The 16369-nt window shown below is 42.7% G+C and carries 15 protein-coding genes and 2 pseudogenes; 13 read left to right on the top strand and 4 right to left on the bottom strand.

Annotation, left to right across the window (positions count from 1 at the left end; genetic code table 11):
* Window positions 1-236 precede the first annotated feature (236 nt).
* From LC033_RS02795 to LC033_RS02785, 3 genes are all read left to right on the top strand, one after another.
* Window positions 237-458, top strand: a complete 222-nt coding sequence (locus LC033_RS02795; protein ID WP_003215259.1) for a YuzB family protein — start codon at window positions 237-239, stop codon at window positions 456-458.
* A gap of 169 nt (window positions 459-627) precedes the next feature.
* Window positions 628-1929, top strand: coding sequence for an HD domain-containing protein (locus LC033_RS02790; RefSeq protein ID WP_226566745.1), 1302 nt, complete (start codon window positions 628-630; stop codon window positions 1927-1929).
* A 30-nt stretch (window positions 1930-1959) separates the two neighbouring features.
* On the top strand, window positions 1960-2460 hold the full coding sequence (locus LC033_RS02785) for a YwgA family protein (protein ID WP_226566744.1): 501 nt from the start codon (window positions 1960-1962) through the stop codon (window positions 2458-2460).
* Between the two features lie 179 nt (window positions 2461-2639).
* Here LC033_RS02785 and thmT read toward each other — a convergent pair whose 3' ends face one another.
* Window positions 2640-2819: a 2-hydroxymuconate tautomerase gene (gene thmT, locus LC033_RS02780; protein ID WP_226566743.1), complete on the bottom strand. Its 180-nt coding sequence runs from the start codon at window positions 2817-2819 to the stop codon at window positions 2640-2642.
* Between the two features lie 107 nt (window positions 2820-2926).
* Here thmT and LC033_RS02775 point away from each other — a divergent pair, with 107 nt between their 5' ends.
* Entirely contained in the window at window positions 2927-3589 is a 663-nt protein-coding gene (locus LC033_RS02775; RefSeq protein WP_226566742.1) for a site-2 protease family protein, read from the top strand.
* A 12-nt stretch (window positions 3590-3601) separates the two neighbouring features.
* Window positions 3602-4120 carry a YwhD family protein gene (locus LC033_RS02770; RefSeq protein ID WP_226566741.1) on the top strand — a complete coding sequence of 173 codons (519 nt, stop codon included), beginning with the start codon at window positions 3602-3604 and terminating at the stop codon, window positions 4118-4120.
* 132 nt (window positions 4121-4252) lie between these two features.
* Here LC033_RS02770 and LC033_RS02765 read toward each other — a convergent pair whose 3' ends face one another.
* The gene (locus LC033_RS02765; protein ID WP_226566740.1) at window positions 4253-6322 is read right to left on the bottom strand and encodes a transglycosylase domain-containing protein; all 2070 of its coding nucleotides are present in this window, start codon (window positions 6320-6322) and stop codon (window positions 4253-4255) included.
* A gap of 215 nt (window positions 6323-6537) precedes the next feature.
* Between LC033_RS02765 and speE the strand changes: the two genes are divergently transcribed.
* The 5 genes from speE (at window position 6538) to argS (ending at window position 10762) form a co-directional block, all read left to right on the top strand.
* Entirely contained in the window at window positions 6538-7368 is an 831-nt protein-coding gene (gene speE, locus LC033_RS02760; RefSeq protein ID WP_226566739.1) for a spermidine synthase, read from the top strand.
* Between the two features lie 68 nt (window positions 7369-7436).
* Window positions 7437-8309: an agmatinase gene (gene speB / locus LC033_RS02755; RefSeq protein WP_226566738.1), complete on the top strand. Its 873-nt coding sequence runs from the start codon at window positions 7437-7439 to the stop codon at window positions 8307-8309.
* Between the two features lie 79 nt (window positions 8310-8388).
* A complete protein-coding gene (locus LC033_RS02750; RefSeq protein ID WP_226566737.1) occupies window positions 8389-8577 on the top strand; it encodes a hypothetical protein in 189 nt (62 codons plus the stop codon).
* 92 nt (window positions 8578-8669) lie between these two features.
* Window positions 8670-9092, top strand: a complete 423-nt coding sequence (locus LC033_RS02745) for a YwiB family protein (protein WP_226566736.1) — start codon at window positions 8670-8672, stop codon at window positions 9090-9092.
* Window positions 9089-10762, top strand: coding sequence for an arginine--tRNA ligase (gene argS, locus LC033_RS02740; RefSeq protein WP_226566735.1), 1674 nt, complete (start codon window positions 9089-9091; stop codon window positions 10760-10762). The genes LC033_RS02745 and argS overlap by 4 nt, the downstream gene beginning before the upstream one ends.
* Before the next feature lie 358 nt (window positions 10763-11120).
* Here argS and LC033_RS02735 read toward each other — a convergent pair.
* Window positions 11121-11530 (bottom strand): annotated as a pseudogene (locus LC033_RS02735) (LD-carboxypeptidase); the annotation flags it as partial.
* A 155-nt stretch (window positions 11531-11685) separates the two neighbouring features.
* On the opposite strand from LC033_RS02735, the gene cls reads away from it, so the two are divergent.
* The 3 genes and pseudogenes from cls to LC033_RS02720 all read left to right on the top strand — a co-directional run bounded on the left by cls (window position 11686) and on the right by LC033_RS02720 (window position 15098).
* Window positions 11686-13188: a cardiolipin synthase gene (gene cls, locus LC033_RS02730; RefSeq protein ID WP_226566734.1), complete on the top strand. Its 1503-nt coding sequence runs from the start codon at window positions 11686-11688 to the stop codon at window positions 13186-13188.
* A gap of 18 nt (window positions 13189-13206) precedes the next feature.
* Window positions 13207-14031, top strand: a pseudogene (locus LC033_RS02725) (ABC transporter ATP-binding protein); the annotation flags it as partial.
* Between the two features lie 104 nt (window positions 14032-14135).
* A complete protein-coding gene (locus tag LC033_RS02720) occupies window positions 14136-15098 on the top strand; it encodes a S66 family peptidase (RefSeq protein ID WP_226566770.1) in 963 nt (320 codons plus the stop codon).
* Between the two features lie 307 nt (window positions 15099-15405).
* On the opposite strand, the gene uvsE is transcribed toward LC033_RS02720, so the two are convergent.
* Window positions 15406-16368, bottom strand: a complete 963-nt coding sequence (gene uvsE / locus LC033_RS02715) for a UV DNA damage repair endonuclease UvsE (protein WP_226566733.1) — start codon at window positions 16366-16368, stop codon at window positions 15406-15408.
* Window position 16369 lies beyond the last annotated feature (1 nt).

Raw genomic sequence — 16369 nt, 5'->3', positions numbered from 1 at the left:
AAACCCCCAAATGATTTGATGGTATTAGATTAGCCAAGTTAAAGAAGGTTTATACAAGTTTGCTAAAAGGATAGTGGAAAATACGATCTTTTATGTAAACGTGTATTAGCACTGACAATGCGCCTTGCATGTCTAGGCACTTCGATGTACAATGTTTGGTGGTATATTACTCACTCTTGGTTGTCCAACTGTTTCATATAGAATGAAGTTTCATCATTGAAAGGAAGCGTAAGACCATGGCTAATGAGTTTCGCGTATGTGACGATTGTGATGCGACGAACCTAAAGACGTTATTGCCTCGACTCAAATCGGTTGACCCTGATGCAAAAATTGAGATTGGCTGTCAATCGTATTGCGGTCCAGGACGAAAAAAGGCTTTTGCGTTTGTGAACAATCGCCCATTATCAGCACCAACAGAGGATGAATTACTCGAAAAGGTTCAAAAAAAAGTCAAATAAATGTCACTGAATGTGTTCAGTCGACCTAAAAAGAGGTCCGTCCCTGTCAGGTCGGGCTTTTTATGTCCGTGAAATCTTCGAGAACACATTCATCAGCAAATTCAAGGATGTTTTCGGGAAAAGTTACCCGATATAATAGAAACACGTCTTAAAAAAGAGGGACGAAACGATGGCGTATCCAAAAGGGAAATTATCTGAAGAAAAGGTATTTAAAGATCCTGTGCACCGTTATGTTCACGTACGGGACGCATTAATATGGGATTTAATAGGGACAAGAGAGTTTCAGCGCCTTAGACGAATTAAACAGCTAGGAACCACTTACTTGACGTTTCATGGGGCAGAACACAGCCGATTCAATCATTCACTCGGTGTATACGAGATTGTGAGACGGATTGTGGATGATGTGTTTAAAGGACGACCAGAATGGGATGAGGGGGAGCGCGAGCTTGTACTGAGTGCAGCCTTGCTTCATGACCTTGGTCATGGTCCGTTTTCTCATTCCTTTGAAAAGGTCTTCCACTTAGATCATGAATCGTTTACAACAGATATCATTTTAGGGCAAACGGAAGTAAATGAAGTGCTTCGCCGGGTCAGTGATGATTTTCCAAAGCATGTGGCGGAAGTCATTGCCAAAACCTATCAAAACAAACAGGTGGTCAGTTTGATCTCAAGTCAAATTGATGCCGACCGAATGGACTATTTACAGCGTGATGCCTACTATACAGGCGTCAGCTATGGCCACTTTGATATGGAACGTATTTTGCGTGTGATGCGTCCGAGAGAAGACCAAATTGTGATGAAGCAAAGCGGGATGCATGCCGTAGAGGATTATATTATGAGCCGCTATCAAATGTACTGGCAAGTGTATTTCCATCCAGTGACGCGCAGTGCGGAAGTCATTTTAACGAAAATTCTACATCGTGCAAAAGAGCTGCATGAAACTGGTTATATGTTTACACATGCCCCAGTTCATTTTTACTCGATTTTTGAAGGGAATGTCACCACAGAGGACTATATTAAACTGGATGAATCCATTGTCTTATTTTATTTTCAGGCGTGGGAAGACGAAGAAGATCACGTGCTGGCTGATTTGTGCCGCCGTTTTATGAACCGCCGATTGTTCCATTATACAGAGTTTAATCCAAACGAAGAAATGACGAAATATTTCAAGCTGACCGCTTTGTTCGAGAAGGCAGGAATTGATCCTGACTATTATTTAGTGGTCGACTCTTCCTCTGACTTGCCCTATGACTTCTACAGACCAGGGGAAGAAGAAGAGCGGCTGCCGATCCACCTCTTGACGCAAAGTGGTCATATTAAAGAACTGTCGAGACAGTCAGATATTGTTGACGCCATTTCCGGTAAACGAAGAACCGATCATAAACTTTATTTCCCGATGGACTTAATTGTAGATATGTCGGAAAAAGCTGAAGAAAAGAAGGCGATCATGAAGCTGCTTGAATTGGGATAAGGAAGTATTGAAAAAGGAGATGTCGGGAATTTGTTGAAAGAGCATGCAAAGTTGATGAAGGTGTTCTCTGAATCTGGGGAAATCGTTGGACGGAAGAAGCTGCAAAAAATGATTTACATTGCAAAAAAGTTAGATTTGCCTTTTTACGAGAAATACGATTTTCATTTTTATGGCCCCTATTCAGAAGAGTTGACGCTCAGAATTGAAGAGCTGTGCAACCTTGGATTCTTGGACGAAATGAAGGAAAAAAAGGGCGGATACTATCAATATCGCTATTCGCTGACGGACAATGGGAAAGAATTTCTTGATCAGTGTGAAGTGGACATGCCTGATCTCAAAGTGGTGACGCAGCAGATGAACGAGCAATCATCTCGTTTTCTAGAGCTCGTCTCAACGATTTTATACTTTGATGTCCTGCCTCAAGATGAGGTGAAGGAAAAGGTCTTCACCATTAAAAGCAAGCAGCGCTATACGGACGAAGAATTTGAAGCTGCCCTTACTTATATCAAGCAATTGAAGGAAATGAACTAGTTGGCTTGCCGCATGATCCGCAAGGCAGCGGAATTGTCTCCTTAATGAATTATGATGATTCCTACACAGTCGATTACTTCGATGCGGCTCAAAAAAATCAAGTCAACCGTAACAAAGCGTGTATAGTTAAGATAGGAGACAAAAGGACAAACGCCTCTCTGTTTGTCCTTTTTATATGCTTACAGGTCACTCACTCGCTTCCCTGCTACGGCATAGTGTTCTTTTTTTATTTCTTCAATAATGACAGAAACTTTTTCTGCGCCTGTTGTTTGGACAACGGCATCAGTGACTTTCTCCACAAGGGCTCTTTTCTGCTCGTCTGTTCTTCCTTCAAGCATTTGAACGGTGACAATCGGCAATGCGAAAACCTCCTTTTTCCTTTAGTGTTTCGCTTCCCTTTAGTTTAAGGGACTTCTTATAGTATACTGAATGAAGTAAATCATTGTATAGAAAGAAAGAGGGATTCATGCCTTTGAACCAATTTCTTGTTTATCCATTAGAACTTATTCCATATGTCGCCATTACGCTTGTTGTTGCATTTACGATGCACGAGCTGGCGCATGCATATGTTGCGTATCGTTTTGGAGATCCTACAGCTAAAAATCAAGGCAGATTGACGTTAAATCCACTAAAGCATCTGGATATATTGGGGACGATCTTGATCTTTGTGGCCGGGTTTGGCTGGGCGAGACCTGTACCGGTAAATCGTTACCACTTTAAGAACCCACGCTTAGCAGGGATTTGTGTCTCCATCGCTGGGCCTTTAAGTAACTTGGTTTTAGCATTTTTAGGCTTTTTTGTGTATGTGCTTCTTCAGAAATTTGGTGGAGAGTGGATCATGGGCTTTGAGCCGGGAGTCGATTATTTCTTCCAAATCTTTATTAACCTGAACGTCATTTTGTTCCTATTTAACCTATTACCACTCCCACCGCTGGATGGGTATCGAATTATTGAGGATGTCGTCAGTCCCGGCATTCGTGCAAAAATGACGCAATTTGAACAATATGGGGTGATCATTTTCCTCATATTCGTCATTACGCCGCTTGGTCAGTTTGTTTTTGGTCCATTAATCAGTATGAGAGATCAAATGATAGACTGGTTTAATTTTATTTTGAAACCGCTGCTTTAGGAGGTCTAATGAATGGAAGGTAAAAAAAAGAAACCAATTGGTTTTAACATTATTAAAAAGACAGATGCAACCGATGGACATGGAGGCTTTGGGGCGGGTTCACTAAGCCTCGATAACATCTCGCCAGTCATCATTGATGTAGAGGAAAAGGAAGCTGTCATTGATATTGGAGCAATGCATGCAAGAAGTGCCGTGGAAAAAGGGATTAAATTTTTGAAAAGCAAAGAAGAGGTGCCAAACGGAAAGCCGTATTGGCTCGTATGGGTGACCATTGACCGAAGAGAAGAAGGGCCTTATTATGCAGGGGTAACGGCCTGTGAAATGACAGTTGACCGCTCGATTCGCCGCGGGTATAAGTCGCTTCCAGAGCATGTGAACTTAATGGATAAATCCATGAAGCGTAAAATCATTGTCAGCCATATGGATGATGGATCGAAAAAGGTGCTTGCTGATTTCTTGAAGAGCCACAACGAAGCATTATGGGAAGCATCCACAACTGAATTGAAAGAAGGATTGGCTGTCCCTGAGTAATTGTGAAATTTTTGTGAAGAATGGCGGATGGCTACCAATTCCAGTCGTTTTTTGAGTAAACTGGTGTTAAAGCTAGGACATGGAGAATCCCGAGATGTATATCTCGGGGTTTTTCATGTTTTTTTTTATTCTTCATCGTTTCATCCACTTTTCCCACCATTTCTTTGGCTGTTGATCTTGAGCCGGGTCTTGCTCAGATGCCTTTTCCTCAGCACCATAGCAGACACCTGTAGGCTCCGTTCCTTCTATAAAATAGGTGAATACCTTTGATTCACATCCTGGACCTGCAAGATCACCGGTTTTTGGATTGATATACACACCTTTTACGCCGTCTGGCGGCATGAAGGAGGAGGATGGCTTCTTTGAGAGAGCTGATTCCATAAAGGAGGCCCAAATCTTTTTCGCATAGGCGGTTTCTTCGACTGAGTCAATGGTGCGCCCTTTGTCATAGCCGGTCCACACACCTGTTACGAGCTGGGGAGAGAAGCCGATCATCCAACTGTCTGCTCCTGTCGTCCCCGATTTCCCCCCATATGTCCGCGTAAGTTCCTTCATAATGGTACGTCCAGTGACACTTGTATAGCCGTTTAATTGATCATTGAACATCCCAGACATCATATCGGTGGTGACAAAAGCTGCTCTTTCATCTAGTACTTGCTCCCGTTTTTGTTTTTCCTTAAACAGCACGTTGCCTTTTGCATCCGTTACTTTCGTAATAAAGGTTGGCTTGACCCGTTTGCCGCCATTGACAAGCATGGCATAAGCATTGGTCATTTCAATTGGTTTGACAGGAGATGTCCCTAGCGCAAGTGACGGCACTTGATCCAGTTTCTCGTTGATACCAAACATCTTGCCGGCACGTACAAGCTGTTCCATTCCTAAAAACAGATGGGTTTTAACTGCATAAATATTATCAGATAGAGCCAAAGCTTGAAGCATCGTAATGCCGTCATTGGCGTAATAGCCGTGATAGTTGCTTGGTGAATAATTGGCACCGCTTCCTTGGTCATCCAGTTTAAAAACTGTTTCCTCACTGCGCATGACGGTTGCTGGTGTAAATCCATTTTGCAAGGCCATGTAATAGAGAAGTGGTTTCATTGTCGAGCCTGGCTGTCTTTTAGACTGTGTGACTCGATTGAATGGACTTTTCTTATAATCTCTTCCTCCAACTAGGGCAAGCACATGTCCTGTTTGGGGATGGATGGCGGTAAATCCAATTTGGATGTTTGAGTCGGAATTCATCGTGTTTTTCAGCGTCTTCTCTGCGATTTTCTGTAATTCAGGATGTAAGGTGGTTTGAATATGAAGTCCATAGGTTTTGATCTGTTCCTCTGTTAGGCCCAAGTTTTGCTTCAGTTCTCTAATCACATCATCATAAAAATACGGGGCTTGCTTTGCTTGTAGCTGCTTCTGATGCAGCGAACGATAGGACAGCTTTTCTTTTGCTGCATCAGCGGCTTCTTTTTTCGTAATCACGCCATCCTCTTTCATTTGCCTTAGGATCAAGGCTTTTCTTGAGTCCGCTTTTTCCTGATTGACATAAGGGGAATAGAGAGAAGGCCCCTTTGGTATACCGGCAAGCAAGGCAGATTCAGCTAGTGTCAAATTCTTCGCCTTTTTCCCGAAATAAAGACGGGAAGCGGCTTCCACACCGTACGCTCCGTGACCATAATAGATGGTGTTCAAGTATCCTTCTAAAATCTCATCTTTTGTATAGTTTTGCTCTAAGCGGATCGTGTAAAAGGCTTCATTCCACTTCCGCTTCCACGTTTTATCATGATCTAAATATAGATTCCGTGCATATTGCTGGGTGATTGTGCTAGCACCTTGCACCTTTGCCATTGCACGAATATCAGCCACCGCGGCACCCGCCATCCGTTTCACATCAAACCCATGATGGTCATAAAAAGTTTTATCCTCAACAGCTACAACTGCCTGCCTGATATGCGGAGACATGTCTTTTAATGAAACCCAATACCTCTTTTCTCCAAAGCTGGATTCTCCGAGTTTTGAGCCATCTGCTGCATAAATGGTCGTGGATTGGGGAACTTGAACAGAAGGGGCACCTTGCCACTTTGCAAGTAAAAGAATCGTCAAAAAAACAGTGCCTGCAAATAGAAAGGCAAGCAAGCCAATAAAAAAGCAGGCTCGAATCGTTTTCACGGTCATGCGGATTTTTTTATTACTCATGATTGTGTCCATGCAAAGCCCCCATTTTGACGGTTTTTTATCAGTATGGAACAAAGAAAACCGTTTTAAACAAGCGATCGCATCAGTGTGCGTTGAAAAATGATGCGGTTCTTTACAATTTGATATGAATCCACTATACTTTTTTCTTGAACAATCGATAACGTCATAGCCGTTAAAAGGCGCTAATAATAGATGTTTGTTTATTATTGGATGAGAGGAAGAGAACAATGAGCGAACTTTGGTATACAGAGAAGCAAACGAAGAATTTTGGCATTACATTGAAGGTGAATAAAACCCTTCACACAGAACAAACAGACTTTCAGCATTTAGAAATGGTGGAAACAAGAGAGTTTGGCAATATGCTGTTTTTAGACGGCATGGTGATGACATCAGAGAAAGATGAGTTTGTATACCACGAAATGGTGGCACATGTTCCTCTTTTTACTCATCCAAACCCGGAAAATGTACTTGTCGTAGGCGGAGGGGACGGCGGTGTCATTCGTGAAATCCTCAAGCATCCAAGTGTGAAAAAGGCCACGCTTGTTGATATTGATGGCAAGGTGATCGAATACTCAAAGAAATTCCTTCCTATAATTGCTGGAAAACTTGACGATTCTCGTGTGGATGTCAAAGTGGGAGACGGCTTTATGCACATTGCGGAAGCGGACAACGAGTATGATGTCATCATGGTTGATTCGACTGAGCCAGTTGGACCAGCTGTGAACCTGTTCTCTAAAGGATTTTACGCAGGAATCTCAAAAGCTCTCAAGGAAGACGGGATTTTCGTGGCACAAACGGACAACCCTTGGTTCACACCGGAATTGATTACGAATGTACAGCGTGATGTGAAGGAAATTTTCCCGATCACAAAGCTTTACACGGCGAATATCCCAACGTATCCAAGCGGTCTTTGGACATTTACAATCGGTTCTAAGAAATATGATCCACTTGCTGTGGAAGACAGCCGCTTCTTTGATGTTGAAACGAAATATTACACAAAAGAATTGCACAAAGCAGCATTCGTTCTGCCGAAATTTGTGAGCGACTTAATTAAATAAATGAAGCGAAATGGAAATGCGCAAATGACTCTTTGCGCATTTTTTGAGCATAAAAGGAGGAATCTTGCGTGAGATTCGACGAGGCTTATTCAGGTAAAGTGTTTATTGGAAGTCAGCCTACATGGGAAGATGCAAAAGTCATTTTATACGGTATGCCGATGGATTGGACGGTCAGTTACCGCCCAGGCTCACGTTTTGGCCCGAACCGCATCCGTGAAGTATCTATCGGTTTAGAGGAATACAGTCCTTATTTAGATCGTGAGCTGCATGAGGTGCCATTCTTTGATGCAGGTGACATTCCACTTCCATTTGGGAACGCACAAAAAAGCTTAGATTTAATTGAGGCATATATCGACAGTATTTTAGAAAAAGAGAAATTTCCATTAGGAATGGGTGGAGAGCATCTTGTATCTTGGCCGGTTTTCCGTGCGATGCATAAAAAACACCCTGATTTGGCCATCATCCATATGGATGCACATACGGATCTTCGTGAGGAATATGAGGGAGAGCCGCTATCTCATTCCACACCGATTCGTAAAGTAGCAGGACTTATTGGACCTGAAAATGTGTTCTCCTTCGGTATCCGTTCTGGTATGAAAGAAGAGTTTGAATGGGCAAAAGAAGCGGGCATGCACATTTCTAAATTTGAAGTACTAGAGCCATTAAAGGAAGTTTTGCCAAAGCTGAAAGGCCGTCCAGTTTATGTGACGATCGACATTGATGTACTAGACCCAGCACATGCGCCTGGTACTGGAACGGTCGATGCTGGCGGTATTACGTCAAAGGAGCTACTTGCATCCATTCATGCGATAGCAGGTTCTAATGTTCAAGTGGTTGGTGCTGACCTTGTCGAGGTAGCGCCTGTATACGATCACTCTGATCAAACGGCGAATACAGCGAGCAAGCTTTTACGTGAAATGTTGCTTGGATTTGTGAAATAACATGTTGATAGAAGAGCTTGTCATCTCATGTAGACAAGCTCTTTTTTTGCATTGGACAAAAAGATAAAGAAGGCAGCTTATGTTTGCTGCTATATTCATGGTGTTCCCGCTTTATTGTGTTAGCGGCAGGCTTTCTTACGCTGAAAAGAGAGCTAGCAACAGAGCCGTCTGTTTTCGCTTCAAAAAAGGAGACAAAGGAAGAGATCGTTGGTCTGTTTCATTTTTCTTTTTTTCTAAAGTGATGTTTGAAGATCAAAACGAAGTTTAATGAGAGTGAAGGTGAGAAATGATGGTATGATAGGCAATCGTGAATATGGTATACTATTTTAGTTAAACGGGTCTTAACAAAGGAAGTGCAAAATGACACAAAACCAAATTTCAATTCATGTAAAGTCAGTGATGAAACCAGAGACGGGGCCGGCTGAAACGATCGAATTCCGAACAACTGGAACGTACCAAGAGAAGAATGACAAAACGTATCTCACTTACCATGAAGAACATGAAATGGGTAAAGTAAAAACCGTTGTGAAAATAAGTGAAAAAGGGATTTTTATTATGAGATCAGGTGCCATTCAAATGAAGCAGCGCTTTCTCATTGGAGAGACGACCGTGACACATTACACGATGCCATTCGGCACACTTCAGCTCGATGTGCATACACATAGCATTGATCTCGATGTGGACAACGGTTTACTGCACATTACGTACGATATGCTGACAGGTGAAGATCAAAAGCATTTACATACATTATCGATTTCGTATAAGGAGGATTTACGTACATGAATATCGCAGAACAGGTCAAAGATGCGTTAAAAGAAGAAATCATTGCGGCAGTCGTCAAAGCAGGACTTGCTGATGAAAGTCAGGTGCCAGATGTCCTTTTGGAAGTGCCGAAAGAGAAAACGCACGGTGATTATTCCACCAATATGGCGATGCAGCTTGCCCGCATTGCGAAAAAAGCACCTCGTCAAATCGCAGAGGACATTGTCAATGCGTTTGATAAAGGGAAAGCTTCTATTGAAAAACTGGATATCGCAGGTCCAGGATTCATCAATTTTTATATGAACAATCAGTATTTAACAAAGCTGATCCCAGCTGTCCTTGAGGCAAAAGAGGCATATGGTGAAACGAATACAGGCACTGGTCAGAAGGTACAAGTCGAATTCGTTTCTGCAAACCCAACAGGTGACCTTCACCTTGGACATGCCCGCGGAGCAGCTGTAGGTGATTCCCTTTGCAACATTCTGGATAAAGCAGGGTTCGACGTGAGCCGTGAATACTATATCAATGATGCAGGTAATCAGATCAATAATTTGGCTTTATCTGTAGAAGTGCGTTACTTTGAGACGCTCGGTCTTGAAAAAGAAATGCCAGAAGATGGCTACAGAGGAGAAGATATCAAAGGCATTGGCCAGAAGCTTGCTGATGAATTTGGTGACCGTTTCGTGCATGAGTCAGAAGAAGAGCGTTTAAAATTCTTCCGTGAGTACGGATTGAAATACGAATTAGAAAAATTACGTGGAGACCTTGAGAATTTTCGTGTCCCATTTGATGTATGGTATTCTGAAACATCTTTATATGAAAACAGAAAAATCGAGCCAACGCTAGAAGCGCTTCGTGAAAAAGGCTATATCTTTGAATCAGACGGCGCAACGTGGCTAAGTTCGACTGATTTTGGCGACGACAAGGACCGAGTGCTGATTAAAAAAGACGGCAGCTTCACGTACTTGCTTCCAGACATCGCATACCATAAGGACAAGCTTGACAGAGGCTTTGACCAGCTAATTAACATTTGGGGAGCGGACCATCACGGCTATATTCCTCGAATGAAAGCGGCGATTCAGGCACTTGGATATCCAGCAGACAAGCTTGAAGTCGAAATCATTCAGCTCGTTCACCTATACAAAAACGGTGAAAAGATGAAGATGAGTAAACGGACAGGAAAAGCAGTCACCATGCGTGATCTGATTGAAGAAGTAGGCTTAGATGCCACTCGTTATTTCTTTGCGATGAGAAGTGCGGCAACACATATGGACTTTGATCTGGACTTAGCGATTTCTACGTCTAACGAAAACCCTGTGTACTATGCACAATATGCGCATGCGAGAATTTGCAGCATGCTGCGTCAAGGTGAAGAAAAAGGCTACGAGCCGAACCTTGAGAAAGCAGATTTCTCTCACATTCAGTCGGAAAAAGAATACGATCTTCTGAAAATCATTGGTAGCTTCCCAGAGGTAGTAGCAGAAGCGGCTGAAAAGCGTATTCCGCACCGCGTCACCAACTATATTTATGACCTTGCATCAGCCCTTCACAGCTTCTACAATGCTGAGAAGGTTATTGATGTAGAAAACGAAACAAAAACAACAGCCCGTCTATCACTCATGAAAGCAACACAAATTACGCTAGCCAACGCATTAAAACTAATTGGCGTATCTGCACCGGAAAAGATGTAACTATAACTATGAAAGCCCCGCTATCTTTTAAAGACAGCGGGTTTTGAACATATTAATAATGTTAGAAATAGAATCGAATAATTGGCTGAGGACATCTCAAAACATGTTTTTGCCTCCTCTCTTTTCGTTGTGACATCTTAACGAGGGGGGGGTGAAGGTTTGATCAATTTTTTAAAAATATTTTTAAATTCGATCATGTCATACAAAAAAGCACCTCATTTGGGACTGACCCCCTAAGATGAGACAAATAAAAAACACCTTCAAGTTTGAAAACGGACCGTTGTGATCCGAAATAAAACATGGAGGTGTTTTTTCTATGGGGACAAGAGTGAGTTATCCAGTTGAAGTCAAACAGAAGGCTGTAGAAATGAGGACCTGAATACGTCACCATATCACATTTGGCAGTAATGGCGTTGGCGAGTGCTGTGATATCACTGTAGCCGCAAAGAACTTTTGGGTGCTGACGGATCAAATCATAATCCATATAAGGCAAAAGCTCATTGCAATTAAAGTCGCCGATTGCTGTCAAAATGCCGTCAACTTCATCATGTGAGAACGCCTCATGTAGATCAGAAATACGGTGTTCAATGGACGATGAGGAATGAAGATCACATTCAAACACGTGTTTTCCAAAAGAGACAGTGAAGCCTAAAGACTCTAAACGGTTTTTGGCCTGAGAGATTCCTTCTTTTGATAAAATACTCGCACTTCGGCTTGGGGCGATGACATGAAGATGATCGTTCTTTTTAAAGGAGATGGTGTACGCATAAGCAATTCTTCCTTTCCATCACATATTTCTCCATTATATCGGATTAATTCGCTCCAGTCTGTAAAAGCTAGAAGAAAGCAGTAGACCGTGCGTTTCATACAAACTCTGCAAAGGGTATGGAAGAGAAAAAGACAGAACGAATGAGGGCGAGAATGTGAAAAAGAGGAGACTGGAATTTTTATTTTTATATTTCATGATATTCGGGGCATATGTGGTGTATTGGTGGCCGGTGCCAGCTTGGGCTTTCCAGTTGTACGTAGCTAGTTATATCGCCATTATTTTGTTTAGTATTATCTCACTGATGCTAGAGAACCGGACATCACAGCACACATTGTTATGGATGTATGTGCTGATTTTTTTCCCAATCATCGGCTATATGTTTTATTTGTTCTCAGGGCAGCTCTACATAAAAGGTCATTTGTTCAAATCAAAGAGAATGTATAACCGTGAAAAATTGCGCAGAATATCAGAGCTTGAGAGCAAGCCGGATGAAACATGTTTAACCGATAACCAGCGTGCTTTTTTTCAATACACCGAAAAGGCGACAGGGATGCATGTGAATACAAATAGTGATATGGAGATTTTAAAGAATGGGGAGGAAACCTTTCCCCGGATTTTTGAGGAGTTAAAAAAGGCAAAAAGGTTCATTCATATTGAATATTACATGTTCAAATCTGATTTTCTCGGTCACCGGATGATGGAGATTCTGATTGAAAAAGTCAAGGAAGGCGTAGATGTTCGCTTCATATATGATGCGGTAGGCAGCATTCGCTTCTCCCGTAAAGATATTAAACGGTTAAAGCAGGCAGGTGTAAAAGTCGCTCCCTTTTTGCCTTTAAAATATGGATTCTTTAATCAAAAATTCAATTTCCGAAATCATCGAAAAATCGTGATTATTGATGGGGCAACGGGATTTGTCGGCGGGTTAAATGTTGGGAAGGAATATGCCGGACGAGATGAAAACATCGGCTTTTGGCGAGATACGCATGCGATGTTAAAGGGTGAAGCGGTTCAGAGGCTTCACTCCATTTTTATGCTGGACTGGGAGTATGTATCAGATGAAGTGTTAATTGATGACCCGAAATACTATACGCCGCACCCTGTTACAGGAGAAGATGTTATTCAGGTCGTCCCAACTGGACCTGATATGAAGGAAAGTATGAGTGATTTATATGATGCACTCATTTCAAATGCGAAACAATTAGTCTGGATTGCGACACCGTATTTTGTGCCAAATGAGTCGATTCGCACAGCGTTAAAAATTGCTGTCACCAGAGGGGTTGATGTGCGTGTGATGGTGCCTGAGACAAATGACGGCTTTCTCACGCAATACGCCACACGGTCCTATTTTGATGAGCTTCTGAAAGAGGGTATCAAGGTGTATCATTATCAAAAAGGCTTTATGCATCAAAAAGTCATGATCGCAGATGGAGAGCTTGCCTCGGTCGGCACAGCGAATGTCGATATGAGAAGCTTTCAGCTCAATTTTGAGGTCAATGTCTTTACAGCGGCGAAGAAGCCAATCGAGCAATTGATGGCCCATTATGAGGAAGATATAAAGGAATGTGAGCAGATGAGACCGGTTCATTTTTATAAAAGGGGTTTAAAAGAGCGTTTGAAGGAATCGTTTGCCCGGTTGTTTTCAGGTGTATTGTGATGCGTGTGCTATTGAAATTCGGTCAATAGATCGATCAGTTATATTTTAACGCATCTTGTGACCCTGTTTGTCCTTCTGGCAAGTACATGGTTTATGCTGCAAGGTCAATTGAGCCGGATGTCAAGGATAAAGAAGGGGCTTCAGATGTATACGGGCTGCATGGTGAAATTGAATATCGATATTTGACGTTTGACTACGATGAGCGCAGTCGTGTATTAAAGGATATCAATTTGAAGATCAAACAAGGGGAAACCGTTGCGTTTGTCGGGCCTTCAGGGGCGGTGAAATCGACCATTTGCAGTCTTTAATGGTGTGAGCACAAAGTCCATGACCTTGTCTTCTTTAAGACAGCAGATCGGGATTGTGCAGCAGGATTCTTTTTATTCTCAGGCACGATTCGTGAAAACATTGCGTACAGTGATTTAGAAGTAAGCGATGCACAGATTTGGGAGGCAGTACGACGTGCACATTTAAGAGGAGCTCGTTCAGCGTTTCCCAGAGGGTTTAAATACCGTCATTGGAGAGCGCGGGGTCAAACTATCAGGCGGTCAAAAGCAGCGCCTGTCGATTGCACGGATGTTCCTGAAAAATCCTTCGATCATCATTTTAGATGAAGCGACGTCAGCACTTGATACAGAAACAGAAAAAGCGATCCAAGACGCACGAGCGAACTTGCATTCGGACGGACACACTGGTCATTGCCCACCGACTTGCGACAATCAAACACGCAGTCGTATCATCGTTGTGACAGAGGAAGGTATCCAAGAACAAGGCCGTCATCAAGATTTAATCCAAATGGGCGGCGTCTACAGCAGACTGCATGAAGCGCAGTTTGGTCATTGAAGAGAAAATCCTTTTGATAAAGGGCTTTTTTTGTTAGGATATAAAAAACTTGTGTAGGAAGGATCTGATGGAAGGGACTTCGGCGTTTACAGAAGGGCGATAAGATCGGCATTTTTTCTCCCTCAAGTCCAGCATCAGCTACCTCGCCTATTAGATATCAGCGGGCGAAGGAATGGCTCGAACAAAAAGGATTCATTGTGGTACCAGGATCATTAACAGGGAAAGAGGATCACTATCGTTCGGGTACGATTCAAGAAAGAGCAGCTGAGCTGAATGAGCTGATGGCGAGAGAGGATTTGTCCTGCATCATGTCGATGATTGGCGGGACGAACTCGAATAGTTTGCTGCCTTATCTCCATTTTGAGCTGCTGAACAAGCATCCGAAATTCATGATTGGTTATTCAGATGCGACGGCGATTCTTTTAGCGGCTTATGAAAAAACGGGTCTGCCTGTTTTTTACGGACCTGCGCTTGTGCCGTCTTTTGGAGAGTTTGAACCATTTGTCAATCATACATATCAATCTTTCGAGGACATTCTCATTCATCCGCAGTCCACCCCATATCAGGTGAAAAAGCCGCCCTTTTGGACTGATGAACGGATCAACTGGGAAGAGAAAATACGAGACAAAGAAAAACGTCCAAACGATTGGATGTGCTTCATAGAAGGGCAGGCAGAAGGCAGACTGATCGGCGGGAACTTAAATGCCATGTACGGCATATGGGGAAGTGAATTCATGCCTCAAGTTAAAAAGGGTGATATCCTTCTCATTGAGGATAGCATGAAAACCGCCTCGATTGTCGAAAAAAACTTCTCTCTTTTAAAGGTAAATGGTGTGTTTGAACGGGTATCTGGTATCCTCTTAGGGAAACATGAGCTGTTTGATGATGAAGGAACGGGCAAAAAACCGCACGATCTTTTACTTGAAGTGCTGGGAGATACAAAGAGGCCGCTCATCGCGGAGTTTGACTGTGCCCATACCCACCCGATGCTCACTATGCCAATCGGTACACAAGTGAAAATGGATGCAACGTCATGCGAGGTTTGGCTGACAGAAGCGTTGATATAAGAAAAAGAGCTAAAATAAAAATTATGGTAGCTCCTTGTCCATTCTGAAAGCAGTTGAAGAAGGTCCTGTGCCTTTTCCCCTCTACCATATTTAAGTAGTATGACTCTAAATGAGTGAGTCTGAAGGTTTCTAGCTCTATGATATTCTTAATGTTGACATTGTTTTTTTGAATACACATATAATCGATGCTGAGCCTGTTGGCACTTGAATTCGGATTGAATAGATTTGAGACATCTTCATATCCTCCTGTTCATTACTTTCTCATAATAGCTTTGTTATCCCTGTTTGCACAGGGATAAACCTTTCTCTATGGTTTCCAAACAATGGTCCCTCCACCCGTTCGCCGATTCCCTCTAATGGCAGACAGCTCTTTGACAAGGCGGAGTAGTGCTTGATCTTTTAACTTCGCCTCAATCATAAAATCCACATCACGCCCGAACGGCTTTAATGCTTGAAAAAGCGGTAAGACAAAGGATATGTCCACATTATCCGCATGGCTCCGTATGGCCTTTTCTGATTTTGGTGAGGACAAATGAATTTTAGGCGGAATGCCGGTGCTTGCCCAAGTGTCGAACATTCTTGGCAGGATGTCCTCAAGCGTGGCATCGTCATCTTTGTTTGCGACGTGATGATGGTAATCAAAAACAAATGGAATGTCGTGCTTTTCGCATACACCGAGTGTTTCTAATGACGTATACGTTTTATCATCATTTTCAAGAGTCATTCTCTTCTTGATATGGGAAGGAAGCTGTTTGATATTTTCATCAAAGCGGGCAAGAGCCGATTCCTTATCTCCGTATGCACCACCCACATGAATATTTATATAGCCTTCCTCTTCAAGATTCATCGCCTCAAGCATCTGAAAATGGTACGTCATATCAATCACGGCATTCTCTGTGATAGAGGGCTTTGGGCTTGTAAATAAGGTGAATTGATTGGGGTGAAAGCTCACTCTTAATCCATGCCGTTTAACCAATTGGCCAATCTCAACAAACTCGTTGCGAAAGGGTGTCACAAAGTCCCATCGAACCTCAGGATGGGTTGCCAGCGAAACAATTGAGCTGGAAAAACGGTAAAGCGAAATATCATGAGCAATGGCAAAATAAAGCGTTCTTAGCGTATTGACGAGATTGGCCTTCGTTGTTCGTAACAAAGCCTGCTCTCTGTCTTCCTTTGAGAGCTTGCTGTATCTTGCAAAGGTCAGCGACTTGGCAGGAGAAGCTTCCCACAAGGTCATGGCATTGGATACATAACCAAATCGATAGCGCATA

Origin of the sequence: Bacillus stratosphericus (assembly GCF_020524495.1) — a bacterium.
Lineage (GTDB): Bacteria > Bacillota > Bacilli > Bacillales > Bacillaceae > Bacillus > Bacillus stratosphericus_B.
Note: the sequence above shows the minus strand (reverse complement) of the source record. Positions and strands in the feature narration are given on the sequence as shown.

Bases quoted from the DNA above. Each gene is read 5' to 3' on its own strand.
- LC033_RS02745 (WP_226566736.1), top strand. From the start codon at position 8,670: ATGACACAAAACCAAATTTCAATTCATGTAAAGTCAGTGATGAAACCA.
- LC033_RS02795 (WP_003215259.1), top strand. From the start codon at position 237: ATGGCTAATGAGTTTCGCGTATGTGACGATTGTGATGCGACGAACCTA.
- speE (WP_226566739.1), top strand. From the start codon at position 6,538: ATGAGCGAACTTTGGTATACAGAGAAGCAAACGAAGAATTTTGGCATT.
- uvsE (WP_226566733.1), bottom strand. From the start codon at position 16,368: ATGCGCTATCGATTTGGTTATGTATCCAATGCCATGACCTTGTGGGAA.
- LC033_RS02765 (WP_226566740.1), bottom strand. From the start codon at position 6,322: ATGGACACAATCATGAGTAATAAAAAAATCCGCATGACCGTGAAAACG.
- LC033_RS02750 (WP_226566737.1), top strand. From the start codon at position 8,389: ATGTTTGCTGCTATATTCATGGTGTTCCCGCTTTATTGTGTTAGCGGC.
- argS (WP_226566735.1), top strand. From the start codon at position 9,089: ATGAATATCGCAGAACAGGTCAAAGATGCGTTAAAAGAAGAAATCATT.
- LC033_RS02790 (WP_226566745.1), top strand. From the start codon at position 628: ATGGCGTATCCAAAAGGGAAATTATCTGAAGAAAAGGTATTTAAAGAT.
- LC033_RS02770 (WP_226566741.1), top strand. From the start codon at position 3,602: ATGGAAGGTAAAAAAAAGAAACCAATTGGTTTTAACATTATTAAAAAG.
- LC033_RS02775 (WP_226566742.1), top strand. From the start codon at position 2,927: ATGCCTTTGAACCAATTTCTTGTTTATCCATTAGAACTTATTCCATAT.